Consider the following 26,450-nt stretch of genomic DNA (forward strand, 5'->3'; position numbering starts at 1 on the left):
CTCTAGTTAAATGTATTCATCGCTTTATTGAAATCATCATTGTCAATATAACACATAATAGCATCTACACATGTCTTGATTCCTTCTTGAATAACTGGATATTCAGCAGGACCAAAATGTCCAAGAACATAATTCACTACATCACAGTGTGGAATCTTGCCGATTCCAAATCTGATTCTCTTGAAGTCCTGTCCACCTACATGAGATATAATGCTCTTCATGCCATTATGTCCACCAGCGCTTCCTTTTTCACGTAATCTAAGTTTTCCTACTGGCATATCCATATCATCATAGATGACAAGAATATCTTCCTTATCAATCTTGAAGTATTTCATAATAGCACCTACAGACATACCTGAATTATTCATGTATGTCTGTGGCTTAAGAAGAACAATGTCTTCTCCCTTATATTTAAATTTAGTATACAGTCCTTCAAATTTCTTTGTTCCAATCTCCTGATTGAAATGTTCTGCCAAGGCATCAATACACATAAAGCCAGTATTGTGTCTTGTGTTGTCATATTTTTTCCCTGGGTTTCCTAATCCAATAATTAACTTCATCTTATCTCCTATCTTGCTGCTATGACGAAAGAGCATGGGGCAACGTTCATATAGCCGTTCTGTATTTCTTCATGATCAGCTTTTTGTAATATCTTAAAACTATCTTCGATAGAGATGCCAATGTTATCCAATGAAGGGTTAACATAGATTCTAAATTCATGATAGCTTCCCTCATCCTGAGTAAGGATATATTCTATCATACGATGGTTGATATTGTTAATAGAAATATGATTTCTCATGTCTTCAAAATCATAATATCTAAAACATTTATTTTCTTTTCTTAAGCGAATAAGATCTTTTACAAGATGAACAGTCTTCATGTTCTGATCTCTTCTTCCCCAGTCAAACTGATTGACTTCGTCTCCAGCATTATAGGAGTTGGCATTGCCTTTCTTAGTATCATAGAATTCTTCTCCTGCATGCAAGAATGGAACACCTTGCGAAAGCAATGTCATAACGAGTGCAAGATCACATCTTCTTCGAATATAATCTTCTCCTTCGTCTCTATTGCAGACCACAAATTTATCATACACAGTAGCATTATCATGGCATTCTACATAATTGATGCTCTGTTCAATACTTGAGAATTTATTGTAGTCACACATCGCAAAAATCGCTTCATTGGTTTTATATGTATCACCAGATGTATATCCCTTGATTTCCATCTGATTATTACCACGCATAGTGTCTCTGAAGAAATCATTAAAGAATCCAACCTGAGGCATTTTTCCATTGTTTTCAATAATCGCTTTTTCTTCAATTGGCAATGTCCCCATGTTCCATCCCTCACCATAAAGCATAAATGATGGATCAATAGAGCGTCCCTGTTCTTCTATCGCATTGACTGTCTCTACATCAAGAATTCCCATAAGGTCCATACGATAGCCATCTACACCATAGAGTGTCTGCCATCTCTTGCACATATCAAGAATGTACTTACGACACATCTTAGCAGTGGAATTCATATCGTTGCCACACCATGTCCCGTTAGTTAAGTATCCATTTTCATCTGTTCTAAAGAAATAATGTGGAACTGTTTTTGCAAGAGCATTGTCGAAGATATCGTGCATGTGGTTATAGACAACATCAGGAATAACTCTCATACCATGTTTATGAATGGCATCAATCATATCACGACATTCCTGAATACGGCGGTATCCATCATTAGGAATTGTGACATAACTTCCTTCTGTTACATTGTATTGAGCTGGGTCATATCCCCAGTTATAGAGTTCATATGGATGATCTTCATCGACTGTCGCATAATCGTTAATTGGCATTAACTGAATATGTGTTACACCTAGATCTTCTAGATAATCCACACCACTCTTCTCATTCATCATTGTTTTATTGCCCTCTTCTGCGAAAGCAAGGAACTTCCCTTTATGTCTTAAGTTCCCATAGCTATCAACTGAGAAGTTTCTAACATGAAGTTCGTAGATGACAGCATCTGTCTTATGTTCTAATGGTGGTAGATCATAAGTTTTCTTTCTGATTTTATTTAAATCAACAATAATTGATGAACGTTGATTTGAAGTTGATGCATAAGCATACGGATCACATGATTCAATGACTTGATCATTATTTCCAATGAAATAAGTATATTCATAATTTTCAAGATCCTTAAATATACGTAAGGCAAAGACACCTTTATCTAATCTTTTCATTTCATAGAGTTTAATGTCATCATAATGTTTCAACTTAACAATAACACTTGTCGCTGTAGGGGCCCATACCTTAAAGCTTGTCGCATATGGTGTATAGGCTGGACCAAGGTCATCTCCATCATAGTAGAAATGATCATCAAACTCTTTACATAATGGTAGGCGAGAAAAATCAAGAAAACAGGTTAAGCCGTAGGCGTCAGATACACGGTAGCTCTTCCCTATCTTAAATGACGTATGGAAAAGATATGTGTTGTATCCATCTTCTTCACCGGCTGTATCCCCATGAAGGAGTTCATGTTCACTTGTTTCTAGATCCTTAAGATAAAATTTACTAGAAATACCATTATAGTAGTTCTTTGAAAGGTAAACCTTAATCGTATCAAAGGATATGGCATACGCATACATTCTTGCAGACTCCTGCTGCATATCAAAACACCCCTTTTCTATATTTCACATTCTATCACAAAGAGCTAAAAAAATCGTTATTATCACTTATTATTTTTATATATAAAGAAACCATAGAGCAAAATCTCTATGGTTTCTGATTATTCTTCTAGGAATGAAGAGAGAACGCTATCGACAAGTTCCCAATCTTCATCGCTTTCGCAAGGATGAAATACACCTTCTTCATCAGTGTCATCCTGATACATTGCATAATATGAGATATTTCCTTCATCATCTTCCTTGTAATCTGTATAGATTGTATAATGACGCGTATTATCTAAATTATCGAATGTATAAACGATAAAGTAGTTTTGTTCTTGTCCATCTTCGTCCTGCAATGTGATTTTTAAATCATTATCCATCTTAATGCTTTACCTTTTCTAGATGCCAGATATCTCTTACATATTCTTCAATTGTACGATCACTTGAGAAGTAACCTGCTTCGGCAATATTCTTCAAGCACATTGCTGACCATTTCTGGCGCTGCTGATAAAGATCATTGATCTTTTCTTGTGCCTGACGATAAGCTTCAAAGTCTGCCAATAAGAAATATTCATCATTCTTTGACATTAATTCATCAAAAATAATCTTGAATTCTTCTCTTGAAGGATGGAAAGTACCATCTGTTAAGCTATCGACAACTTTCTTGATCTTTGGATTATTGTTGTAGTAATTCCATGCAGAATATGAATGAGAAGCTTTTAATGCTTCAACTTCATGATCCCTTAATCCAAAGATAACAACATTATCTTCACCTACACGTTCTGCAATTTCTACATTGGCACCATCTAATGTACCTAATGTAACTGCACCGTTAAGCATGAATTTCATATTACCAGTACCGCTGGCTTCCTTACCAGCTGTAGAAATCTGTTCTGAAACATCAGCTGCTGGCATAATCTTTTCTGCTAATGTTACACCATAGTTTTCAAGGAAGACTACTTTTAAGAACTGATTAGTTTCTGGATCATTGTTGACTTTATCTGCGACACTGTTGATAAGCTTGATAACCTTCTTTGCAAAATAGTAAGAAGGAGCAGCTTTCGCACCGAAGATAAATGTACGTGGATAGATTCTAAAGTTTGGATTCTGTTTCATTTCCTGATATAGGTAAATGATATGCATGACATTAAGAAGCTGTCTCTTATACGCATGCAGTCTCTTTACCTGAATATCGAAAATAGAATTAACATCTACATCAATATCATTGTGTTCTTTGATATAATCCGCAAGAACCTGTTTTCTCTTCTGTTTTACATTGTAGAATTTAGCCTGAACGATAGAATCGTTGACATATTTATTAAGACAAGTTAACTGATCTGGTTCTTTGATCCATTCATCACCGATTGTCTCTTTTAATAATGCTGTTAACTCAGGGTTGCTGTAAGCAAGCCATCTACGATGTGTAACACCATTTGTCTTATTGTTGAACTTACCAGGATATAAATCATTAAATTCCTTCATTTCTCTTGTCATAAGGATTTCAGAATGTAATCCTGCTACCCCATTGACTGAGAATGAACCAGCAATTGCTAAGTGTGCCATATGTACCTGGCCGTTCTTGATAATTCTGACTTTATTTAAAATTTCTTCATTGCCATCAGTTTCCTGTTTTACAAAACCGACAAAACGACGATCGATTTCTTCGATGATCTGGTAAACTCTTGGAAGAAGATCTCTCATCATATCAACTGGCCATTTTTCCAATGCTTCAGCTAAGATTGTATGGTTTGTGTAAGCACAAGAATGCTTAACAATTTCCCATGCATCATCCCATTCATAATCATATTCATCTAATAGAATACGCATTAATTCAGGAATAACTAATACTGGATGTGTATCATTTAACTGAATGACATTCTTTTCATGGAAGTTAGAAAGATCCTTGTAGACTCTTAAATGAGCACGAACAATAGAATTTAATCCGGCAGCCACGAAGAAGTACTGCTGTTTTAATCTTAAGATCTTACCTGCAAGTGTTGAATCATCAGGATAAAGTGTCTGACAGATCATATTAACTTCATTTGCATACTGCTGGAAGTCCTTGTTTACAGGAATATTTTCAGAAGGTTCAGCCTTCCATAATCTTAATGTATTAGTAATTACTGTATCATTACCAACAACTGGTACATCATATGGTATTGCTCTTACAGATTCAGCTTCCACATGTTCCCATTTACCTTTCTTATCATTCCAGATGACTTTACCCCAGAACTTGATTTCACAGGCGTGTTTTGGCTTACGCACTTCCCATTTATATCCTAACTGTAGCCACTGGTCAGGTACTTCTACCTGATAGCCATCTTCGATTTTCTGCTTGAAGAACCCATAGTCATAACGAATAGTCTGCCCGAATGCAGGATAAGAAAGTGAAGCTAGAGAATCGATAAAGCAAGCAGCTAATCGACCTAAACCACCGTTTCCTAAACCGGCATCTGCTTCTAATTCTTCAAGTTCGTGAATATTAATATCAAATTCAGCTAACCCCTCTTTAGCAATATCATAGATACCCAGGTTCATCATATTGTTAACTAGAAGACGTCCAATAAGGAATTCCATCGAGAAGTAATGAAGCTGTTTCATAGACTTCTGCTGAACGGCCATCTTAGTCATTGCCCAGTTCACTGAAGCATAATCTCTAACCATGCTTTCTAGAACCATGAATTTCTCTGTAATATGTGACTCTTCGACAGTACGTCCATAAGCTTCAATAATACGTTTCGAGAATTCATATTTAAATTCTTCTTTAGTTTTAAACATTTTTTGTCCCCCTTAGAACAAAGACAACTATTTTTTAGCTGTCTTTGTTGTCTTAGATTTCTTTACTGGCTTCTTTGTAGTCTTGCGTGCTGTTTTCTTCTTTTCAGCAGGTTTTCTATATTCAAAGACTGATGCACTAAATGGTGCAAGTTTCACTGTAATATAGTTTTCCTCATTCTTGCATTGCCCCTTCTTAGAGCGAATAGCTCTAGGATTGGTCATATTGCTGCCAGTATAGACATCCTGATCAGTATTCAGGATTTCCTTGTAGCTTCCACTAAATGGTACTGGTACCTGATATGCATCATGTGAGTTACCAATAAAGTTAGCGACTACAAGAATGCAATTGCCTTCTTTGTCTGTTCTTGTATAGGCAAAGACGGATTGTGCATTATCATCTACAACCATCCACTTGAAGCCATCGTATTCATAATCTGACTCCCATAATGCAGAATGGTCTTTGTAAAGCATATTTAAATCCTTAAAGAACGTATGGAAAGAATCATGCTGAGGGAATTTCAAGATTTCCCATCCTAAAGCTTTCTTTTCATCCCATTCTTTGTATTCCGCAAGTTCATTACCCATGAAGTTAAGTTTCTTTCCTGGATGAGTCATCATGTAAACATAAAGAGCCTTAACCTGAGCGAACTTCTGATCATTGTTACCCCACATCTTATCAAGAATTGTTCCTTTAGAATGAACAACTTCATCATGAGAGAAAGGTAAAATGAATTTTTCTGTATAGAAATACATCATTGAGAATGTCAATAAGTTATGATCATACTGTCTATAGACAGGATCTTCCTTAAAGTATCTTAAGGTATCATTCATCCAGCCCATATCCCACTTATAATCGAAACCTACTCCGCCTTCGCTAGCTGGCTTAGTTACAAATGGATAATCAGTACTATCTTCTGCAATCATCATGACAGATGGATGTGCTTCATTGATTTTAGTATTCATTCTCTTTAAGAATTCAATAGCACCATCGTTTTCACCTATGAATTTATTGCCTTTCCAATATAGCATATTAGAAACAGCATCAAATCTAATACCGTCCATGTGGTAAACATCAATCCAGAAGTTGACCGCACTCATCAAGAATGAACGCACTTCATCCTTACCGGCATCAAAGTAAACTGAATCCCATTCAGAATAACGACGATTGACATCCGCATATTCATAAACGAATCCTTCATCAAACTGAACAAGACCATGCGCATCTTTTACGAAGTGCGCAAGAACCATATCCATGATGACACCAAGTCCAGCTTTATGGCACTCATCCACAAACTTCATTAACTGTTTTGGATTACCATAGCGGCTTGTAGCACTAAAGTATCCTGTAGCCTGATAGCCCCATGATCCATCAAATGGGAATTCATTAAGTGGCATCAACTCTAAATGTGTAAATCCATTTTCTACTGCATAAGGAATGATCATATCAATAAGTTCTTCATAAGAATAGAATTCACCATCTTCTGTATCAGTAAATTCCTTCTTTAATTTCCATGAGCCAAGATTGACTTCATAGATATTAAGTTTCTTATCAAAGTTCTTTGTACGACTTTTTAGCCATTTCTGATCTTTCCATTTATAATTATCAATATCGATGAACTTAGAAGCCGTACCCGGTCTCATTTCACTGAAGAATGCATATGGATCTGCTTTATCAAAAACATTTCCACTCTGTCCTTCAATACGATATTTATACATCTGGAATGCTTTTACATTAGGAATCCATTTTGTCCAGATTCCACCATCATAATAGCGTTCCATATAATCATTAGATCCGTTCCAGCCGTTAAATTCACCAACGACCTGAACGCTTCTTGCGTTAGGAGCAAAGACAGTAAATCTAACCCCTTCAACGCCATCCACAATTTCCTTGTGAGCTCCAAATAACTTATAAGATTCTAGGCAGTTGCCTTCATGAAACAATTCAATTAAGAAATCATCTAACATACTCATTTCCTCCATTACTATATATTATACATGAAAGGGCTTTAAAATCCATTAAAATAGAGCTCTTTAAAGAATTTAAAGGACTATTTTATGACGAGCTCATTAATATTTTTTAACATTAGAGTGATTGTGCCGTCTTCATTTTTTACTTTTTCATAATTCGTTCCAGAAACATAGTCTTCGACATTCATCTTGACTTCTACTTCTGTGTCTGTTGTCAACTTACATGTTTCAAGACTTTTTCCTGAAGGCATGCTTTTCATGACATCATCTTCACCAACGCCAAGATCTTTCATCATGACATCAGCTTCTTCACTAGCCTGATAGTCTTTTTCAAGGACCTTCTTGACAATTTCTATCGGCTTAATGACTTCATCATTCATCAGCTTCTCATTCATGATTCTTTTCATGACCGGAAGCCCTTCTGTCTTATTGACATGATAGATATCATCTAGCTTATTAACGACTTTCTTCATCGTATTAAACTTTTGTCTATCAGTCAGCTTCTCTTCACCTTTGATCCATTCTTTATTAAGATAAGTCTGAAGCTTTCCATCAATAGAGTATTTCTTTTCAATAAGAGAGATTGTTTTCTTATCGACATTGATGACGATTGCTTCATCAACGGGTGACCCCTGTGTAGGCATAATCTGACGTCTTGTCAATCTTACGTTACCTTCTTCAATAACAGTCATTGGCACATACTTATAGTTGAGTTTAAGACACGCAATTACATGTTCACCATCCTGATAGCAATCCACGTAGAGCATATTGGCATTAGGCATGGCCTGGATCATTGTGCCAAGCTTAAAGAAATGTTCAGTAATTTCTTTTGCCTGATGAAGAAACTCTTCATCGCTTTCTACCATCTTATCTCCTCTTAAGATCATTTCATGAAGCGATGGTACAGTTAGCTCCTTAAGCTGATTGCTGTAGAGAGCCTTCTCAATTTTCTTATGATAATAATCTCTAGTTGTATCATTGATTGGCGCAAACTCTTCACTTAAATGAATAGTATTGTGTTCAAAATCAAGCATGTGCATAAGCACTTTATTGATAATAATAGTATTTTGCATGTTTAATCTCCTTTGTTTATTATATAGATATTTATTTCAAAAACCATACGGTTTTAAAATATGAAAACAGGCCTATTCCTGGCCTGTATTCTCACTTGTAGATTCAGTTCGTTCAAAGACATTCTTACTGATGTTGATATCCTCAAGAGCATCCTTGAATACAGCGATAGATACGGTCTTTTTGACACCATTTCTAAGATATGTGACTTCCGAGTTTGTTTCATCAGTCATATAGTATGGCACCCTGCGATAAGCTAATCTCGCATTATCGATAAGCGTATAAGACTGGTTGGTCTTATTATCAGTCACTTGTACAAGATCTCCGCTTAGAACTAACGTATAAGCAACCTTCGTTGCTTCTACCTTGCCAATCATATCCTTTGACTTTGGACCGACAAGCTTTAAATACTTAGAAAAAGACTGCGTTTTTCCAATGTAATAGCCAAGTACTTTTTCATTCTTTTTAATGGTGAATGTGGCACGTTTATAGGAAGAATCACTTTTTTTACCTACGGATTTATAATAGTGGGCCGCCAGGTCCACATCCTCTTTTAGCACTTCATAGCTGAGGGATTTCTTTTCCACCTGATGATTTTTCACAGTTGTTTTTGGTAGATGATAATAGCCTGTCAAAAAGACAGATACCATCGAGATTGTCAAAAACAACATAGCAGGTCCTCTTTGAAGTCTTCTCATATGTTCACATCCTTCCGGTCACATTCTAACATTTTCAAATGCCATACAGCAACTGTAAATTTTATTCAAAATATGATAAAATATTCGATATAAAAGGGAAGTGAAGCTATGGACAAAAATAAACTTAATCCAAAAAAAGATAAAAATCTATTTTATATTATGTACGCTATCATATTTGCGTATGTAATCTTCAATATTCCAACTGTCTATTCATGGCTCATTAATATCTTAAGATTGGCAACACCATTCTATATTGCGATTGTCATTGCTTTTATCTTAAATATTCCAATGAGAAACATTGAAAACTTTTATCGTAAGCTCAGCAAGGACTCTAAGAAGATGAAGTTAAGCAAAGATGCTCTTCGTGCTCTTTCTGTAGCTTCTACATTAGCTATCATTTTCTTTATTGTCTTCCTTTTTTCAACTTTTATTATTCCTCGAATAGGACAAAGTATCTTAATGATCTTTAGCAACCTAGATAACTACGCTGTTCGTTTTTCAGCATGGGTTACTGATTTAAGTCATAGCTTAAAAATCAATTACACCTTAACAACAAAGGATGTTAAAGACTTCTATAATTCCATCAACTTAAATACATTACTACAGACATTAGGAAATATCTTTGGTACATCTGAACACAGTGGTGATATCTCTTATTTTGTCAATTCCATTGGAGGAACTGCCATTACAGTCATCACTTCGTTCTTTATGGCCATCTATATTCTTTCTAATAAAGAAAAACATACGACCCAGTTCCGTAAGATTCTTGTATATCTTATCAACGAAGATCATGCTGTTCGTGTTCTTCAGGTCTGTGATGAAGCTAATCATTATTTCAACAGTTTCATTACCGGAGCAGTCACTGAAGCAGCTGTGTTCATGACATTGATCTATATCATCATGAGAATATTCAGTTTGCCATTCCCAGAACTTATTGCAATCTGTGGCTTTATGTTCTCATTTATACCAATGTTTGGTTCATTCTTAACCTTACTTATTGGTACCATTCTTGTCTCCGCTGCCGCTAGCAGCAAGCTGCTGTTATTTGTGATTTTGTTTATTAGTGTTCAACAATTTGAAGGAAACTTCATCTATCCACGTATTGTCGGCAGCAAGGTTGGTATTGGTGGATTGTTTGTCCTACTGGGCATTACGATTTTCGGTAAGCTATTTGGCTTTGTAGGCGTCTTAATTGGTGTACCACTTACTGCACTTATTTATGCATTACTTACTCGTATCATCAATTTTCACCTTTATCAGAAGCATCTGCATGTCACATCCGAGCGTATTACGCGTATAGATGATGATGGCAATGATATAGAAACACTTTATTAGCCAGTTTATCTGGCTTTTTTCATTATGAGTAAATCAATTGCACATTCTTTATCAATTTGTTATAGTAAGAAAAATATGAAAGGAGTCTTCTATGAAACATTTATTTAAGATCACAGATCATCCCCTTTTTTTATTTATTTTTGTTTTCTTCTTTTGTCTTTATGTATCATCTTCAATTAAATTGTCTTTAAGTATTTCTACATGTGTTCTTGCATTTGAATACTTGATCAATTATCTTCTAGATCATGCAATTGATAGAAAACATATTAAAAAAAATACGCAATCAAATTAACATATTAAAAAAGATCTCTAATCCAACGATTAGAGATCTTTTCTATTAGAATGATTTTTTAGCATTAGCCATGAACTGTTCAAATTCTTCATCAGTTGCAAGAACTGAATGAGTATCTGTAATCTTATGTTCATACCCTGCTTCATAGTCTAATCCACTTGTCGCATAATCATAAGTGAAAGACTTTCTTGTCTTTTCAATCTTTGGATTAGGATGTGGAATAGCAGATAGTAAAGATTTTGTGTATGGGTGAAGTGGATTGTTGAAGATTTCTTCAGCTGTTCCTGTTTCAACCATATGTCCTAAATGCAATACACCAATTCTATCTGAAATGTATTTAACCATTGATAAGTCATGAGCGATGAATAGATAAGCTGCTCCAGTTTCTTTCTGCATCTTTTTCATCAAGTTAACAACCTGAGCCTGAATAGATACATCTAGGGCAGAAATAGCTTCATCCGCAATGATTAGATCAGGTTCCATAATTAATGCTCTAGCGATACCAATACGCTGTCTCTGACCACCTGAGAACTGATGTGGATAACGGTTTGCATGTTCTCTAGATAATCCAACCATTTCAAGCATCTTATAGACTTTTTCATTTCTTTCTTCAATTGAACTGTAGGCATGATGAATATCTAGCCCCTGTGCAATGATGTCGATAACTTTCTTTCTTGGGTTAAGACAAGCCATTGGATCCTGGAAAATCATAGCCATCTTAGTACGTAATGTCTTCAAGGCCTTATTGCTCATTTTTCCAGAGATATCTTCTCCTTCAAAAATGATTTTTCCTTGAGTTGGCTGATATAGACGAATAATAGAACGTCCTGTAGTAGATTTACCTGAACCAGATTCACCTACTAGACCATAAGTTTCTCCAGCCTTGATGTCAAAAGAGATTCCATCAACTGCCTTAACAGTCTGCTTACGTGAAACTCTAAAGTGCTGCTTAAGGTCTTTGACTTCAAGGATAGTATCTCCCTTATGCATTGATGGCACCTTCTTTCTTCATTTTATTAATACGTTTCTTTAAAGACTCTGGCATTTCTACATGAGGAGCTTTTGGATGCATTAACCATGAAGCTACTTCATGTGTATTAGAGCCTTCTACTTTAAACATTGGAGGATCTAATCTCTTATCAATATTTAAGGCATATAAGTTACGAGGTGCAAAAGCATCCCCAACGATTTCCTGAGTTAAGTTTGGTGGTGAACCTGGAATTGTATAAAGTTCATCATCATCTGTATCAAGATCAGGCATAGCTGATAATAGACCCCAAGTATATGGATGTCTTGGATCATAGAAGATTTCATCAATTAAACCTTTTTCTACAATCTTACCGGCATACATAACGTTAACGAAATCAGCTACCTTAGCAACTACACCAAGGTCATGTGTGATATAGATAACTGAGATGCCTTTCTTCTTCTGGATGTCCTGAATTAATTCAAGAATCTTAGCCTGGATAGTAACATCCAAAGCTGTAGTTGGTTCATCACAGATTAATACATAAGGATCACAAGAAAGTGCGATAGCGATAACGACACGCTGTCTCATACCACCAGAAAGCTGATGAGGATAGTTCTTCATTCTTGCTTCTGGATCAGTGATTCCTACTTCTTCAAGAAGCTTAACAGCTTTCTTGAATGCTTCTTCCTTAGAAGTACCATAATGATACATCATAGGTTCCATGATCTGTTTACCAATTGTCATAGTAGGGTTCAATGAAGTCATTGGATCCTGGAAAACCATGGCAATCTTACGACCACGAATTTCAGTCTGAATTTCTTTTTCAGACATTTTTACAATATCTTCAGTGATTTTTTCACCAGTCTTTTCATCGTGCCAAGTATAGTTGATAGAACCTGAATCAATTGATCCGTTCTTTGCAAGAATACCCATGATTGCTTTTGTAGTTACAGATTTACCTGAACCTGATTCCCCAACAATCGCAATTGTTTCACCTTTATATAAATCAAGGTTGACACCACGAATTGCCTTAACATTCTTATTTCCTGTCTTAAAGGAGATATTAAGGTCTCTAATTTCTAAAATCTTTTCTCTTTGACTCATTATTACATCTCCTTCATAGTAGGATCTAATGCATCTCTTAATCCATCACCAAATAAGTTGAAGCTTAACATCAATACAGCCATTACAATAGCTGGAATAACCATTGCATGTGGATGTACCTGGAACAATGAGAAACCATCATTGATCAATGTACCAAGAGAAGCCAATGGCTTAGTTAAACCTAAACCAACAAATGCAAGATATGCTTCATAGAAGATCGCATTTGGAATAGTCATCATTGACATGATGATAAGCTGACCAAAGATATTAGGTAAGATTTCTTTAAATAAGATAAATATATTGCCTGCACCTAATGTACGAGAAGCCAATACGAATTCATCTTCCTTAACCTTTAGTACCTGTGCACGTGTGATACGTGACATAGGAATCCATTCCGTAAAGATCAACGCAACGATAACTGTTGTAAGTGAAGCTTTCATTACTGTTAACAAAATAATTAATACAACTAAAGTTGGAATTGAGTTAATAATTTCCTGAATTCTCTGAAGTACAGAATCAACCATACCACCGAAGTATCCAGAAATCATACCGTAAGTAATACCGATCAATACATCGATAACAACGGCTACAACCGCAATAATAAGCGAATAACGTGTACCCTGCCAAGTACGTACCCATAAATCACGGCCAAGGTAATCTGTACCAAAGAAGTGAACAGAGCTTGGAGCCTGATTGGCAATAGCAGTATTTTCAGCATTAACGCCCCATCTAGATACCATTGGGACAATAATAGCTAATAATGTAATAAGTACAATTAAGCAGATACCAATAACGGCACCCTTGTTTTCCATAAATCGATCAAGAATATCTTTCCACTGTGGCTTAGAAGGTGCAACTTCATCAATCATGATATTCTGTTTATCACCGATGAGCTCAAAATCATCAGGTAAGAATTTATAATCTTCCATTGATTAGTTATCCCCCTTTCCAAGTCTAATTCTTGGATCAATTAATCCATATGAAATATCAATAATAAGCATCATGATAATGTACATGAATGCATATAAGAATGAACATGCCATAACAATATTGTAGTCATTTGCCTGAATAGACTGGATCAATAATGTACCTAAACCAGGTGCGACACAGATCTGTTCTACAACCATAGTACCTGTCATTAAGTTAACAAGGATAGGACCTAAGATAGTAATAACTGGAATCAATGCATTTCTTAATGCATGCTTAAAGATTAAAGTACGACGATCAAGCCCTTTTGCCTGTGCTAATGTCATATATTCACTACCTAATACCGAAATCATCTCAGTACGAGTGAAACGTGCCACGTTGGCAATAACTGACATTGATAATGCGAGTACCGGAAGAATCGATGACGAAATCGGAGAGTCTTCCATAAACATAACTGGTGCCCATTCTAGATTTACACCAAAGATAATAACTAACAATAATGCAAATACAAACGATGGAATAGACACACCCAATACAGAGATCACTGTTGCAATGTTGTCCCAAATCTTATTACGATTCAAGGCCGCAACAATTCCTAAAAGCATCCCTATAATTGTCCCAAAAATAGTAGCTGAAATACCATATAAGAATGAAAGCTTCGCTCTTTGCATAACGAGCTCAGAAACATTCTGATCCTTATAAAGTACATACGATACACCAAAATCACCTTTTAACATATTCTTGAGATAATTAAAAAACTGTACAGGGATTGGTTTATCCAATCCATATTTTGCTTCAATAACTTTTAACTGTTCAGGAGATAACTTCTCAGAATTAAATGGAGTCCCTGGCATAAATCTTGTCATCAAGAACAAGACTGTCAGTATAACGAAAAGAGTAACAACTGAGATAAGAAGTCTCTTTCCAATATACTTAAGCATGGATTTATCCATCTTTTTCACCCTTTCTTTACCTTTTTCATATCTATTTATATAAGCAAGAAACACATTATAGCTGATGCTACAATGTGTTTTCTCGCATATACACATATTTAGTTTACTTTACTTCAACATAAGTAAACGTATAAGGAACACCGACTGGCTTATGTACCAATCCTGATACATTTGTAACCTGAAGTGCAGATCCACCTTTTTCGAAGACTGGAATATTAGCCATTTCATCCATAGCTGTCTTTTCAGCCTTAACCATTAAGTCATAACGTTTATCAACATTAGTTTCAGTCTGAATCTGTTTCATTAAACTATTATAAGTCTTGTTTTCATACTTACCATAGTTATTAGCGTTGCCTGTGCTCATTAAGTTCAAGTAAGTCGTTGGATCAGCATAGTCAGGACCCCAACGAGTAAGAGCTAAATCAAATTTACCGTTCTTCATACGATTATTGATTCTATCCTGCTTAGTCGTTGTCTTCATATCAATCTTAAGACCTTTAATCTTAGAGAAGTTAGTCTGAATATATTCAGCAACCTTATCAGCTGGAGATTCATCAGAACCATAAAGCAATTCTAATGTAATTTCCTTCTTGCCTAATTCTTTTAAGCCCTGATCAAAAGCTTCCTGAGCTTTCTTAACATCATAGCTTGTAAAGCTTCCTGCTACCTTACGGAAATCTTTTCCATCAGGAGACTGAGATAATTCAGCTGGAATAAATCCTTCAGCTTCTTTAGAACCATCTTTTAATACATCAGTACATAAAGACTTTCTGTTAATTGCATAAGATAATGCTTTACGGATATTAGCATTAGCTAAATCTTTATTAACATGGTTTGGTTCAAGATACCATAAGTATCCTTCATTAAATGACTGATAGACATCCTTGCCTTTATACTTATCTACTAAATCAGAAGAGATAGTAGCATAATCGACTTTCTTTGAATCAAAGCTTGCACTTGCACTCTGTGGTTTCATACCTAAGTCCATATGCAATGTTTTAATCTTTACAGCATCTTTATTGTAATATTTATCATTTTTAGTAAATTCAGCACTCTTACCTTTAGTCCATTTGCTCATAACAAACGCACCATTAGAAAGTGTGTTATCAGGAGTAGTTGCATACTTCTTACCAGCTTTTTCTGCAAACTTCTGATTAATTGGATAATAACATGGGAATGTCATTAAGTCCAAGAAATATGGTACTGGAGCTTCCAATTCAACAACAAGTGTCTTCTTATCAGTAGCTTTCACACCTAAAGTATCAAGTTCTTTATCAGTAGCCTGAGTCCCTTTTTCAATTAATGCATCAGCATTTTTAACATTGGCACCTTCAGAACCTAACATGTATGCATAGTTACCTGCGTTCTTGATGATTCTCTTCCATGCATAAACGAAATCATCTGCAGTGACGTCATCCCCATTTGACCATTTTGCATCATCACGTAAAGTGAAAGTGTAAGTCTTTCTATCATCACTTACCTTGTAATCTTTAGCGACAGCTTTTTCAGTCTTTCCGTCTTTGTTGTTGCCCATAAGGCCTTCAGTAATAGCATGAATTGCAGTAAATGACATCCCATCATCAATTACCGATGAATCCATACCCATAATGTCTAGCTCAGAAGCAAATCTAAATGTAGACGAATCAGTCTTAGTACCAGATCCACAACCAGCTAGAAGTGATGCTGCTAAAGCAACAGCAACAATCTTTCCTACTTTTTTCATAATCTTTCCTCCATCATAAGTATCATATGATTAACATATTTAACCATATATAAAATATACTCTTGATATTTTGATAAGTCAACAATTTTAATCGCTTTATTTTAGGAAATCTCAAAAAGTAGTATATCAACTTTCGTGAATGTGTAAAACTGTTAAATATTTATTTTATTTTCAATATATACAAAATGGAAATGACTTCTTTTTATCAATTAGCAAACAAACACATTATGGCTATTGCCATAATGTGTTTTGTCATCAGTGTAGGATTATTTTAATTCAACATAAGTGAATGTGTATTCAACACCAAATGAATGATAAACTAATCCTGATGCATATTCAGCTAATAATGCACTCTTACCTTTATCAAGTAATGGGATATTAGCATAATCCTGCATAGCAACCTTTTCAGCATCAACTAAAAGGTTATAACGTTTAGCAACATCTGTTTCACTCTGAACTTTATTCATTAAAGTATTAAACTGAGCGTTATCATATTTACCGTAGTTATTTGAATTTCCTTTATGTAATAATGAAAGGAAAGTAGTTGGATCAGGATAATCAGCACCCCAACCATTGATACATAAATCAAAGTTTCCACCTGGTAAACGGTTATTGATCTTATCTTTGAAAGTAGTTGCTTTCATTTCAATCTTAAGACCTTTTAACTTAGAGAAGTTTGTTTCTAAGTATTCAGCAACTTTATCAGAAGATGTTTCATCTGAACCATATAATAATCCAAGTGTAATATTCTTCTTACCTAATTCTTTTAATCCCTGATCAAAAGCAGCCTGTGCTTCTTTTAAGTTATAATCAGTATACTTACCTGCTACCTTACGGAAATCTTTTCCATCTGGAGACTGAGTTAATTTTGCAGGAACAAATCCTTCTGCAGGAGATGAACCATCTTTAACAATATCATTACATAATGATTTTCTATTAACAGCTAATGAAAGGGCTTTTCTAATATTAGCATTTTGTAAATCTTTGTTCTTATGATTGATTTCAATATAAGAAGTTGAAGCCATATTGTACTGTTTGAAAGCCTTACTATTCTTATACTTATCAACTAATTCAGTTGCAATTTCTGCAAAATCAAGTTTCTTAGCATCAAAGTTAGCACTTGCACTCTGTGGTTTAATTCCTAAATCCATGTGCAACTTCTTAATCTTAACGACACCCTTGTTATAATAGTCATCGTTTTTCTCAAATTCAGCACTCTTACCTTTAGTCCATTTACTCATAACGAATGCACCGTTAGATAATGTGTACTGTGGAGCTGTTGCATACTTATTACCGGCTTTTTCAGCGAATTTTTCGTTAATTGGATAGAAGCTTGGGAATGCCATTAAATCAGTGAAAAATGGTACTGGTGCATTTAATTCAACTGTTAATGTCTTATCATTAACAGCCTTAACACCTAATGTGTTCATTTCAGCATCTGTAGCTGTAGTTCCTTTTTTAATTAAAGCATCAGCATTTTTGATGTTAGCTACAGTTGAACCTAACATATAAGCATATGTACCAGCGTTCTTGATGATTCTCTTCCATGCATAAACGAAGTCGTTAGCTGTAACTGGGTCTCCGTTTGACCATTTTGCATCATCTCTTAATGTGAATGTGTAAGTCTTCTTATCAGCACTTACCTTGTAATCTTTTGCAATTGCGTTTGTAGTATTGCCATTTTTGTCTAGACCCATTAAACCTTCAGTTACTGCATGAATAGCATCAAATGATACTGTGTCATACACTGCAGTAGAATCCATACTAGTAATGTCTGCAGCTAATGCAAATCTAAATGTAGAAGTATCTCTTTTTGAGCTTCCTCCACACCCCGAAAGCATAGCACAAGACAAGGCAAGAGCAATCGCCTTTTTAACTCGTCTCATAATATTCCTCCTATAAACAAGTTTATCCCGTTTATGAATGAATAGTCTTTTAAGAATGTTTTATTATTTCGATACGTAAAGCAAATAAAAAGACTCGTATCATTCATAGCATGACTAATATTACTATTAAGGACAAGTAAAGTCAACAGTTTTTTTCATATTTATTTAGGAACATCATAAAAGCGTCACGCCACCTTTAGCCATTAAATAAAAGCGCCGTTCAATTTTTTTATTTGTCCTTAATTTTTCATAATTAATTCATTAAAAATTAAGTGAAAATAAAAAAGTACTGATAAACAGTACTTAATTTCATTTCCTTTGAATTTCATATCATCGTTGCATTAAAAATAAAAATTCGTTATTTATGAAGCTATAATGATAATTTTATCCAATTATCTTCTCAATAATTTAGTATATTTCTTATTTCATAGAAAAAGTCCCTATAAAAAGGGACTCTATTAATCTAAATCTGCACCAATTTTAGCAAGAAGCTGATCTTTGTTCATAAATCCGATTGCCTGATTTACAGCTTTACCATCCTTAAATAAGATTAAGTTTGGAATAGACTGTACACCATAAGCTCCTGCGATATCTGGATATTCATCCACGTTGATCTGTACAACCTTTAATCCTTTATCATTAGTAGCATCAATATCTTCTAATACAGGATGCATCATTTTACATGGACCACACCAATCAGCATAAAAGTCTACTAGTAATAAATGTTCATTTTCTACGTTTGTTTTAAAAGTTTCATTAGTTAATTTTTCCATTATTATTCACCTCATCCTCATTATTCATTAAACCCAATTAAATCGCAAGCAATATGCTTCCTGGATAATTAAGAGCTCTTTTCTTGTATCATATGTACATCAAGCTGAGGATATGGAATATTGATATGATGTTCATCAAAGGTTTTCTTCATATCTTCTACAATGTTAAACTTGAACTCTTCAAAGTTCTCAGTTCTAGTCCAGACTCTTAATGTAAAGGTGATAGAACTATCCTTATATTCAGTCAAGCGGACAAAAGGAGGAATGCTTTTTTCACATAGTGGATTTGAAGTCGCAACATCTGATATAAGTTTTTTTACATATTCAATATCACAGTCATAATCTACGTCAAAAGCAAGATCAACACGACGGAAGTCTTCGCTTGAATAGTTGATTAATCGTGAATTAGCCATCACTGAATTAGGAATGACAATTTTCTTATTATCAACTGTAAGCAAGAAAGTATAGAACAAGGATATTTCCTGAATTCTTCCTGTTACATTATCTACTTCAATTAAATCCCCTTTTACAAAAGGACGAGAAAGCATGATCTTAACACCATCCACCAATTCAGCAAGAGTATCCTTAAATGCTAAAGCAATCGCAGCAGCAGCTGTTGTAAAGATTGCAATCAATGTAGTAACATTGACGCCAAGTTCTCCTAAAGCCATGATACCAATAATAATGCCAAATGATAATTTGATCATTGTACGAATAAAACGTAGTACAATTTCATCATATTGCGTTTTTTCAATAAACTTATCGAACATTTTTGCTACAATACGATAAATAAGGTATCCAATTAGAACAATAATAGCAGCTGCTATTAAATGTTCACCAAGGTCAAATAATTTTTCTAAATATTTTTCAGTTGTTCTCATTTTTTCATCTCCGAACTTTATTATAATGAAAGACAAGACTTTTCACAACATGAGAAGATAAACTATTGAATTATCTGATAATTACTGTAAAATAGGACATGTTTACAGGAGGAAACACCATGAACATTGCAGTAATGACAGATAGCAATTCAGGAATTACTCAGGAAAAAGCAAAAGAACTTGGTATTTTCGTAGTACCGATGCCTTTTACAATCAATAAAGAGTCATTCTTGGAAGATATCACTTTAACACAAGAAGAGTTCTACCATAAGCTTGAAGACGAAAACACACAGATTATGACTTCTCAGCCTGCCATTGGTGATTTAACTAAGTACTGGCGTTCCGCATTAGAATCACATGATGCCATCATCTATATTCCAATGAGTTCTGGTCTATCTGGAAGCTGTCAGACTGCCATGATGCTTTCTGACGATGAAGAATTTGAAGGAAAAGTCTTCGTATTAGATACTCATAGAATCTCCGTTACTCAAGAACAGAATGTTCTTGATGCTATTAAGCTCGTCAAAGAAGGAAAATCAGTTGAAGAAATTTGTGAAACAATCACTTCTCACAAATCAGATGCAAGCATCTATATCACTGTTCCTACTTTAAAATATTTAAAGAAAGGCGGACGTATTACGCCTGCTGCTGCCGCTATCGGTAATCTTTTAAAGATCAAGCCTATTCTTTATGTTGGAGGAGAAAAGCTTGATAAGTTTGAACAGGCTAGAACTGTTAAAAAAGCAAGAAAGATCATGATTGAAGCTATCAAGAATGATATTGAAAAAAATCAGTTTGACGATTATGAACTCTATATCGCCTACACTAAAGATTTAGATCAGGCGATGGACTTCAAGAGTGAAGTAGAAGAAACTTTAAATCATAAAGTAGAAACTGTAGCTCCACTCTCACTAAGTGTTTCATGTCATATCGGACCTGGTGCAATCGCATTAGCTGTCGCAAAGAAATATGTAAAATAATGAAGGTGACTTTGGTCACCTTCATTTACTTTTTATGATAATTATATTAGAATGCAGTAAAGAGATTAAACATAAGAAAGAAAGGTGAATACACACTTATGGTTCACACAGACACAAAAGAAAAAAAGAGACCATATAATAAGAAAAGAGGTCATTCGCACAATAACCATAAAAGAAAAAATGTCACGAAGAAGGGCATTGATACTAAAATCTTCGCTTTAGGAGGATTAAATGAAATCGGTAAGAATACTTATTGTATTGAACATGATGATGAAATCATCATTATTGATGCCGGTGTAAAGTTTGCCTCAGAAGGTCTTCCTGGTGTAGATTATGTCATCCCAGATTATACTTACTTAAAACACAATAATAAGAAAATCAAAGGTCTTGTCATTACACATGGACATGAAGACCACATTGGAGGAATACCATTCCTTCTTCAGCTTGTCACTATTCCAGTGATTTATGCTTCTCCATTGGCTATTGCCATGATTAAAAGAAAACTAGAAGAATACAGACTTACAAATGCGACTCGCTTTGTACAGATCACAAATGATTCACGTATTCACACAAAATACTTTAATATCGGTTTCTTTAATACCAACCACTCTATTCCTGAATCGATGGGAATCGTTGTTAACACACCAAATGGTCGTATCGTAGAAACAGGAGATTTCAAGTTTGACCTTTCCCCTGTCTCACAGGCAGCAGATTACCAGAAGATCTCCTTCCTAGGAGAAACAGGAATCGATGTATTAATGGCTGATAGTACAAATGCCGAAGTTCCAAGCTTCTCTATTAGTGAAAAGAAAGTAGCAGGACAGGTTCAAAACGAATTCCGTAAAGCTAACGGACGTATCATTGTGGCTACCTTCGCATCAAACGTTGAACGTGTATCACAGATTATCGATGCAGCCGTAAGATTCAATAGAAAGATTCTTGTCTACGGACGTTCAATGGAAAACAATATTCAAGTTGCTCGTAAATTAGGATATGTTCGTGCTCCTGACCGTTTCTTTGTCAGCAATGAAGAAGCAAGACATCTTCCTGATAATGAAATCCTTATTCTATGTACTGGTTCACAAGGTGAAGCCTTGGCAGCTCTAAGCAGAATTGCCAACGGTACTCATAGACAGGTTAAGATCAAACCAGGTGACACTGTCATCTTCTCTTCAAACCCAATTCCTGGTAACCAGTCAAGCGTCAACAGAGTCATCAATAAACTCTATCGAGCTGGTGCTACAGTATTGGATAACTCATCTATTTCTAACTTACATACATCAGGACATGCCTCTCAGGAAGAAATGAAGCTTATGTTCCTGCTTACTAAACCAAGATACTTCTTCCCAATTCATGGTGAATATAGAATGCTTGTCATTCATTCTAAGTTATATGAAGAAGTTGGTGGAAAGAAAAATCACAGCTTTATCTTAAGCAACGGTGATACCTTATTATTAAGAGATCACGAATGCCGCGTAGGACCTCGTGTTCAGGCAGATGATATTTACGTCGATGGTAATGACTTAACTGGATTATCCACAGCCGTTCTTCATGACAGACAGATTCTTTCAGAAGATGGTATGGTTTCCGTTCTTGTTTCCATGGATTCACATGAAGGAAAGCTTTTAAATAAGCCTATCATCATGTCACGTGGTTTCGTCTATATGAAAGATTCACAGGAACTAATAAGAGAAGCAGAAATGCTTATTAAAAATAAGCTTAAAGAACAGCTTAAGGGCAAAACAACTTTTGGAGAAATCAAAAACACAATCCGTCATACATTAGAAACATACTTCTATCAGAAGACAAGAAGACATCCTATGATTATTCCTGTCATCATGAATAAGAAAGTCTAATGTTCAAGACTCTTAAAGACTATAAAAGACAGATAACAATCTCCATTCTTGGATTTATTGTTATCTGTCTATTCATATGTATGATCAATGTGTTTGCCTTCTCTAAAAATGCCTACAAAATAAGCACTACTGAAGTTGTATCAAGCAAGCTTCCTAATGAATTTAACAATTTTACTATCGCGTACTTCTCCGATGTTCATCTTAACAACAAGAAAGACGTGAATCGTTTTCTCACTATTATCAACGACTTAAATCAAAATGACTTTGATATGGTGTTATTTGGTGGTGATCTTTATGAATCAAAGATCATTGAACAAAGCAAGATCATTAAAGCATTATCTTCTATTCATACTAAATATGGCAAGTTTGCGGTATTAGGCAATGAAGATGATGAAGCTTCATCTGAGAATATATCTCTTCTCAATGATGGTGGTTTTGAAGTATTAGATAATGAACAGCGTGTCATCTATTATAAGAAATCTAAGATCTACCTCTATGGTGAATCTACAAAAGGAAATGTTTCTATCAATGATGATGGCTATTCTCTTGTATTAAGTCATTATCCTGATACTTTTAAGTTGAATAAGAAAACATGTGATCTTCAATTATCCGGCCATACTGGTGGTGGATATATTTATCTTCCATTTATTGGCAGTCTTATCAAAGATAAGAATGGAAAACTTTATTCACATGGTACTTATAAAGAAAAGAATGCTACATTGATTGTTTCAAATGGTATTTCACCAAAGTCATCTTTTCCTTATAAGCTCAACACTAAAAATGAAGTGAATCTTATTACCCTAAAGAAAAGCGCCTAGGTGCTTTTCTTTTATTTATAAGAAAGTCTTTTTCAATTCATAAAACCTTGCTAGAATAATGATAGAAAGAGGGATTAAGATGACGGATAAAAAAAGCTATCTTATCAATACATTGATCATTATCACCATCGGTGGCTTATCTTTATATTTTTCCGTTGGAAAAGAAATTAAGAATGTCGCAAAAAGCGTCTTAAAAGCAAAACCGCTTTGGATTCTATGGCTCGCTTTCATAATGTTACTATATTATATTATGGATGGTCTTCTAACGAAGCTTTTTGCTAAAAGATATAAGAAAGATTACTCATTAAGACAAGGGTTTGTAAACGGACTGATCGGTACTTTGTTCAGTGACCTGACCCCCTCTTCAAGCGGAGGTCAGTTTGCACAGGTCTACCTTTTTAACCACCAAGGCATCCCCCCTACTTCAGCATCTGGAATTCTTTTGATGTGCTTTATCTCCTATCAGATTGTCATGATACTATTTACAGCCGTCATTATGTTGCTGCAGCTATCATACTTTATGCATGAAGGACTCGATGTCACAATGATGGCCTTAGTGGGGTTTGCGATTAACTTCATTGTTACAGCCGCATTGATTCTTGGTGCCTTATCTAAATCATTTCAGAACTTTTTAATTAAACATGTAATCTTCTTTTTATCTAAGATACGTATTGTCAAGAATTATGATGCAACACGTTTTAAGATTGAAGATTATTTTACTTCCTTTAGAACTGAACTTAAGAAACTGTTCCAGCATAAGAATCTTTTATTTAAGGCTTGTCTTATCAATACAATCAAATTGACTATCATGTACTCAACACCATTTTTTGCGTGTAAGGCATTATCGATTAATGTGCATGCTTCACAGTTCTTAAACTTTTTAGCATTAGCGTCCATCATTAATCTTATTAATACTTTCCTTCCTATCCCTGGTGCAAGTGGAGGTAGTGAAGGATGCTACATGATTCTCTTTAATTTCTTAGGTCATGTTAACACTACATCTTCAATGATGTTGTGGCGTTTCTTTTCTTTCTACTTCGGATTGATCTTAAGCTTTATCGTCTTCCTGACTTCAAAAGAAATGAAACAAAAACGTGCTCCAGAACGTTAAAAAAGACTGTTAAAAAACAGTCTTTTTAAATTTCATATATTTCCATATGTTCTCTTTGTAGACGTTCATCAATAGCTTCCATTTGCCCATCCGCATAAGGAATGACAGTGACGCTCATATCATCTAGACATAGACAATTGAGCTGTCCTCTATCCGCAACTGCTAATCCTCCATCGATGCCGATCTTATTATGGAATTCTGGATCATGCCATACATTGAATGATCCATCATCATTAATAAAACATAGTGGCGTATGTCCAAAAACATAAATATAATCAGGATTACATTCACTTAAATAGAAGTATTCTCGAATCCAGCACAATAACTCCGGTTCTGTATCTTCTACTTTCTCAGCTTCAGGATCTACACCAGCATGTACCAGAACAAAATGTTTTCCTTTATAATCAAATTCAAAGAAATCTGGAAGATGATCAATAAACTCAATAATCTCTTCAACAAATGTTCTCCTGTTATCAAAATATTCATCATAGCTGATCGCATTCTTCTGAAGAAATTCTCGAATACTGTCAACCGTCTTAAGTCCACCGTTTTGTTTCCATAGACGATAAGGATTATTACGTTCATCATCAAGATTATTATATTTCATTGCCTGAGCAAGCGATTGTCTCATCATGATTTCATGATTTCCTTTACACATATGAATATTATCCATCGCTTTTACAAAATAATAAATATCAATACTGTTAGGACCACGATCCATGATATCGCCTAATATATAAAGTTCATCTTCATCAGAAAACTCTATTTTTTCTAATAAAAGCTGCAATAACACAAACTGACCATGAAGGTCAGAAATTACAAATTTTCTTCCCATGTGTCATCACCCGCCTCTTGTATATTTTATCATACCGCAATGCAACTGTGAACAAATCTACAAATGCCCTTCAATTTTTTTTGATTTCTATGTTATGATGAAAAAGGTGATTAAACATGGATAATTTCTTTTCAGAGATTTATGCACCCATCATTTTTAAATGGCTTTCTTTTCAAGAAAGCAGTGATGGCATTAAGATCTCTACAATCTATAATAATGAAATGTATCAGACTATCCTTTTTGATATGACTGACTACAAGGGTACAATGACATTATGGGCAAAGGGCATTATTGAAGAACAGATTATCAATAAGACAACCCTACATTCTGTCTTCTATTTGCATTATCAGTTTCAAAATATTCCTCATTTCATGAAGATGTATCGTGAATTTTATGATTCATTAGTAAAGCATGCACGTGAAAAGACAATCCGAATTGGACTTTGCTGCAGTGGTGGTTTTACTGCGACCACGATGGCTCAAATGTCCAATGAAGCGATTCGTCTTTCTGATCTTCCTTTTCATGTTGAACCATTGGCATTTTATCAGCTTGAAGAAAAGATCAATGACTATCAGCTGATCTATCTTGCTCCACAGATTCATCATAAGTTCTTCTCTGTGCAGGACAAACATATTATAAGACTTGATCCTTTGATCTATGCAACGAGGGATATTTATAAATTCATCAAGGATATAGAAAAAAGGGGCTGACCCAGTAAAGTGATTTATGGATAATCACTGAGCTGGACCAGCTCTTTTTTTCTTTCTTTGACTCCCTACAGCCAGATAAAATCTGTTTACGGGCATTTAGACATAAAAAAACACCCATTTTTGGGCGC

The 26,450-nt window shown here is 34.9% G+C and carries 22 protein-coding genes and 1 pseudogene; 7 read left to right on the forward strand and 16 right to left on the reverse strand.

Translation table 11 applies throughout. The annotated features are described in order from the left end of the window. Nucleotides 1-2: 2 nt before the first annotated feature. The 7 genes from pth to J6L95_RS04295 all read right to left on the reverse strand — a co-directional run bounded on the left by pth (nt 3) and on the right by J6L95_RS04295 (nt 9,168). Nucleotides 3-560, reverse strand: a complete 558-nt coding sequence (gene pth / locus J6L95_RS04265) for an aminoacyl-tRNA hydrolase (protein WP_029072760.1) — start codon at nt 558-560, stop codon at nt 3-5. Between the two features lie 8 nt (nt 561-568). After that, nucleotides 569-2,653, reverse strand: coding sequence for a type I pullulanase (gene pulA, locus J6L95_RS04270; RefSeq protein WP_287458275.1), 2,085 nt, complete (start codon nt 2,651-2,653; stop codon nt 569-571). A 119-nt stretch (nt 2,654-2,772) separates the two neighbouring features. Continuing rightward, on the reverse strand, nt 2,773-3,033 hold the full coding sequence (locus J6L95_RS04275; protein WP_029070006.1) for a DUF1292 domain-containing protein: 261 nt from the start codon (nt 3,031-3,033) through the stop codon (nt 2,773-2,775). A gap of 1 nt (nt 3,034) precedes the next feature. Beyond that, the gene (locus J6L95_RS04280) at nt 3,035-5,431 is read right to left on the reverse strand and encodes a glycogen/starch/alpha-glucan phosphorylase (RefSeq protein WP_287458276.1); all 2,397 of its coding nucleotides are present in this window, start codon (nt 5,429-5,431) and stop codon (nt 3,035-3,037) included. Nucleotides 5,432-5,458: 27 nt separating this feature from the next. Then, the gene (gene glgB, locus J6L95_RS04285) at nt 5,459-7,396 is read right to left on the reverse strand and encodes a 1,4-alpha-glucan branching protein GlgB (RefSeq protein WP_287458277.1); all 1,938 of its coding nucleotides are present in this window, start codon (nt 7,394-7,396) and stop codon (nt 5,459-5,461) included. Nucleotides 7,397-7,479: 83 nt separating this feature from the next. Next, complete coding sequence (locus J6L95_RS04290; RefSeq protein WP_029072757.1) at nt 7,480-8,472, reverse strand: nucleoid-associated protein; 993 nt, start codon at nt 8,470-8,472, stop codon at nt 7,480-7,482. A gap of 72 nt (nt 8,473-8,544) precedes the next feature. Continuing rightward, the gene (locus tag J6L95_RS04295; protein ID WP_287458278.1) at nt 8,545-9,168 is read right to left on the reverse strand and encodes a hypothetical protein; all 624 of its coding nucleotides are present in this window, start codon (nt 9,166-9,168) and stop codon (nt 8,545-8,547) included. Nucleotides 9,169-9,276: 108 nt separating this feature from the next. On the opposite strand from J6L95_RS04295, the gene J6L95_RS04300 reads away from it, so the two are divergent. Together J6L95_RS04300 and J6L95_RS04305 are read left to right on the forward strand one after the other, a co-directional pair. Next, on the forward strand, nt 9,277-10,503 hold the full coding sequence (locus tag J6L95_RS04300) for an AI-2E family transporter (RefSeq protein WP_287458279.1): 1,227 nt from the start codon (nt 9,277-9,279) through the stop codon (nt 10,501-10,503). 91 nt (nt 10,504-10,594) lie between these two features. Continuing rightward, nucleotides 10,595-10,795, forward strand: a complete 201-nt coding sequence (locus J6L95_RS04305; RefSeq protein WP_029070001.1) for a hypothetical protein — start codon at nt 10,595-10,597, stop codon at nt 10,793-10,795. 45 nt (nt 10,796-10,840) lie between these two features. On the opposite strand, the gene J6L95_RS04310 is transcribed toward J6L95_RS04305, so the two are convergent. The 8 genes and pseudogenes from J6L95_RS04310 to J6L95_RS04345 form a co-directional block, all read right to left on the reverse strand. After that, nucleotides 10,841-11,785, reverse strand: coding sequence for an ABC transporter ATP-binding protein (locus tag J6L95_RS04310; RefSeq protein WP_029072754.1), 945 nt, complete (start codon nt 11,783-11,785; stop codon nt 10,841-10,843). After that, complete coding sequence (locus tag J6L95_RS04315) at nt 11,778-12,869, reverse strand: ABC transporter ATP-binding protein (protein WP_287458280.1); 1,092 nt, start codon at nt 12,867-12,869, stop codon at nt 11,778-11,780. The genes J6L95_RS04310 and J6L95_RS04315 overlap by 8 nt, the downstream gene beginning before the upstream one ends. Nucleotides 12,870-12,871: 2 nt before the next feature. Further along, the gene (locus tag J6L95_RS04320) at nt 12,872-13,798 is read right to left on the reverse strand and encodes an ABC transporter permease (protein ID WP_029069998.1); all 927 of its coding nucleotides are present in this window, start codon (nt 13,796-13,798) and stop codon (nt 12,872-12,874) included. A 3-nt stretch (nt 13,799-13,801) separates the two neighbouring features. Then, a complete protein-coding gene (locus tag J6L95_RS04325) occupies nt 13,802-14,749 on the reverse strand; it encodes an ABC transporter permease (protein WP_029069997.1) in 948 nt (315 codons plus the stop codon). 343 nt (nt 14,750-15,092) lie between these two features. Further along, a pseudogene (locus tag J6L95_RS04330) lies at nt 15,093-16,472 on the reverse strand (peptide ABC transporter substrate-binding protein); the annotation flags it as partial. 266 nt (nt 16,473-16,738) lie between these two features. Further along, nucleotides 16,739-18,358 (reverse strand): peptide ABC transporter substrate-binding protein, encoded by a 1,620-nt coding sequence (locus tag J6L95_RS04335; RefSeq protein ID WP_287458282.1) that lies wholly within the window; start codon nt 18,356-18,358, stop codon nt 16,739-16,741. Between the two features lie 458 nt (nt 18,359-18,816). Beyond that, nucleotides 18,817-19,131, reverse strand: coding sequence for a thioredoxin (gene trxA / locus J6L95_RS04340; protein ID WP_074623860.1), 315 nt, complete (start codon nt 19,129-19,131; stop codon nt 18,817-18,819). A 68-nt stretch (nt 19,132-19,199) separates the two neighbouring features. Continuing rightward, nucleotides 19,200-20,012, reverse strand: coding sequence for a mechanosensitive ion channel family protein (locus tag J6L95_RS04345; RefSeq protein WP_287458283.1), 813 nt, complete (start codon nt 20,010-20,012; stop codon nt 19,200-19,202). A gap of 119 nt (nt 20,013-20,131) precedes the next feature. On the opposite strand from J6L95_RS04345, the gene J6L95_RS04350 reads away from it, so the two are divergent. The 4 genes from J6L95_RS04350 (at nt 20,132) to J6L95_RS04365 (ending at nt 24,777) form a co-directional block, all read left to right on the forward strand. Beyond that, on the forward strand, nt 20,132-20,992 hold the full coding sequence (locus J6L95_RS04350; RefSeq protein ID WP_287458284.1) for a DegV family protein: 861 nt from the start codon (nt 20,132-20,134) through the stop codon (nt 20,990-20,992). Nucleotides 20,993-21,090: 98 nt separating this feature from the next. Next, nucleotides 21,091-22,848 (forward strand): ribonuclease J1, encoded by a 1,758-nt coding sequence (gene rnjA / locus J6L95_RS04355; protein ID WP_287458285.1) that lies wholly within the window; start codon nt 21,091-21,093, stop codon nt 22,846-22,848. Further along, nucleotides 22,848-23,666, forward strand: coding sequence for a metallophosphoesterase (locus tag J6L95_RS04360; protein ID WP_287458286.1), 819 nt, complete (start codon nt 22,848-22,850; stop codon nt 23,664-23,666). The genes rnjA and J6L95_RS04360 overlap by 1 nt, the downstream gene beginning before the upstream one ends. 79 nt (nt 23,667-23,745) lie before the next feature. Next, nucleotides 23,746-24,777, forward strand: a complete 1,032-nt coding sequence (locus J6L95_RS04365) for a lysylphosphatidylglycerol synthase transmembrane domain-containing protein (protein ID WP_287458287.1) — start codon at nt 23,746-23,748, stop codon at nt 24,775-24,777. A 25-nt stretch (nt 24,778-24,802) separates the two neighbouring features. Here the strand turns inward: J6L95_RS04365 and J6L95_RS04370 are convergent, their stop codons facing one another. Next, nucleotides 24,803-25,612, reverse strand: a complete 810-nt coding sequence (locus J6L95_RS04370; RefSeq protein WP_029069988.1) for a metallophosphoesterase — start codon at nt 25,610-25,612, stop codon at nt 24,803-24,805. A gap of 116 nt (nt 25,613-25,728) precedes the next feature. Between J6L95_RS04370 and J6L95_RS04375 the strand changes: the two genes are divergently transcribed. Next, nucleotides 25,729-26,322: an immunity protein TriTu family protein gene (locus J6L95_RS04375; protein ID WP_173438334.1), complete on the forward strand. Its 594-nt coding sequence runs from the start codon at nt 25,729-25,731 to the stop codon at nt 26,320-26,322. Nucleotides 26,323-26,450: the final 128 nt, after the last annotated feature.

The sequence above is a fragment of the Kandleria sp. genome, from assembly GCF_017934775.1.
Lineage (GTDB): Bacteria > Bacillota_I > Bacilli_A > Erysipelotrichales > Coprobacillaceae > Kandleria > Kandleria vitulina.

Coding starts and splice junctions, on each gene's coding strand:
- J6L95_RS04305 (WP_029070001.1), top strand. CDS start 10,595: ATGAAACATTTATTTAAGATCACAGATCATCCCCTTTTTTTATTTATT.
- J6L95_RS04325 (WP_029069997.1), bottom strand. CDS start 14,749: ATGGATAAATCCATGCTTAAGTATATTGGAAAGAGACTTCTTATCTCA.
- J6L95_RS04345 (WP_287458283.1), bottom strand. CDS start 20,012: ATGAGAACAACTGAAAAATATTTAGAAAAATTATTTGACCTTGGTGAA.
- J6L95_RS04365 (WP_287458287.1), top strand. CDS start 23,746: ATGACGGATAAAAAAAGCTATCTTATCAATACATTGATCATTATCACC.
- J6L95_RS04360 (WP_287458286.1), top strand. CDS start 22,848: ATGTTCAAGACTCTTAAAGACTATAAAAGACAGATAACAATCTCCATT.
- rnjA (WP_287458285.1), top strand. CDS start 21,091: ATGGTTCACACAGACACAAAAGAAAAAAAGAGACCATATAATAAGAAA.
- pth (WP_029072760.1), bottom strand. CDS start 560: ATGAAGTTAATTATTGGATTAGGAAACCCAGGGAAAAAATATGACAAC.
- J6L95_RS04320 (WP_029069998.1), bottom strand. CDS start 13,798: ATGGAAGATTATAAATTCTTACCTGATGATTTTGAGCTCATCGGTGAT.
- glgB (WP_287458277.1), bottom strand. CDS start 7,396: ATGTTAGATGATTTCTTAATTGAATTGTTTCATGAAGGCAACTGCCTA.
- trxA (WP_074623860.1), bottom strand. CDS start 19,131: ATGGAAAAATTAACTAATGAAACTTTTAAAACAAACGTAGAAAATGAA.
- J6L95_RS04300 (WP_287458279.1), top strand. CDS start 9,277: ATGGACAAAAATAAACTTAATCCAAAAAAAGATAAAAATCTATTTTAT.
- J6L95_RS04335 (WP_287458282.1), bottom strand. CDS start 18,358: ATGAGACGAGTTAAAAAGGCGATTGCTCTTGCCTTGTCTTGTGCTATG.
- J6L95_RS04290 (WP_029072757.1), bottom strand. CDS start 8,472: ATGCAAAATACTATTATTATCAATAAAGTGCTTATGCACATGCTTGAT.
- J6L95_RS04280 (WP_287458276.1), bottom strand. CDS start 5,431: ATGTTTAAAACTAAAGAAGAATTTAAATATGAATTCTCGAAACGTATT.
- J6L95_RS04370 (WP_029069988.1), bottom strand. CDS start 25,612: ATGGGAAGAAAATTTGTAATTTCTGACCTTCATGGTCAGTTTGTGTTA.
- pulA (WP_287458275.1), bottom strand. CDS start 2,653: ATGCAGCAGGAGTCTGCAAGAATGTATGCGTATGCCATATCCTTTGAT.
- J6L95_RS04275 (WP_029070006.1), bottom strand. CDS start 3,033: ATGGATAATGATTTAAAAATCACATTGCAGGACGAAGATGGACAAGAA.
- J6L95_RS04310 (WP_029072754.1), bottom strand. CDS start 11,785: ATGCATAAGGGAGATACTATCCTTGAAGTCAAAGACCTTAAGCAGCAC.
- J6L95_RS04375 (WP_173438334.1), top strand. CDS start 25,729: ATGGATAATTTCTTTTCAGAGATTTATGCACCCATCATTTTTAAATGG.
- J6L95_RS04350 (WP_287458284.1), top strand. CDS start 20,132: ATGAACATTGCAGTAATGACAGATAGCAATTCAGGAATTACTCAGGAA.
- J6L95_RS04315 (WP_287458280.1), bottom strand. CDS start 12,869: ATGAGTCAAAGAGAAAAGATTTTAGAAATTAGAGACCTTAATATCTCC.
- J6L95_RS04295 (WP_287458278.1), bottom strand. CDS start 9,168: ATGAGAAGACTTCAAAGAGGACCTGCTATGTTGTTTTTGACAATCTCG.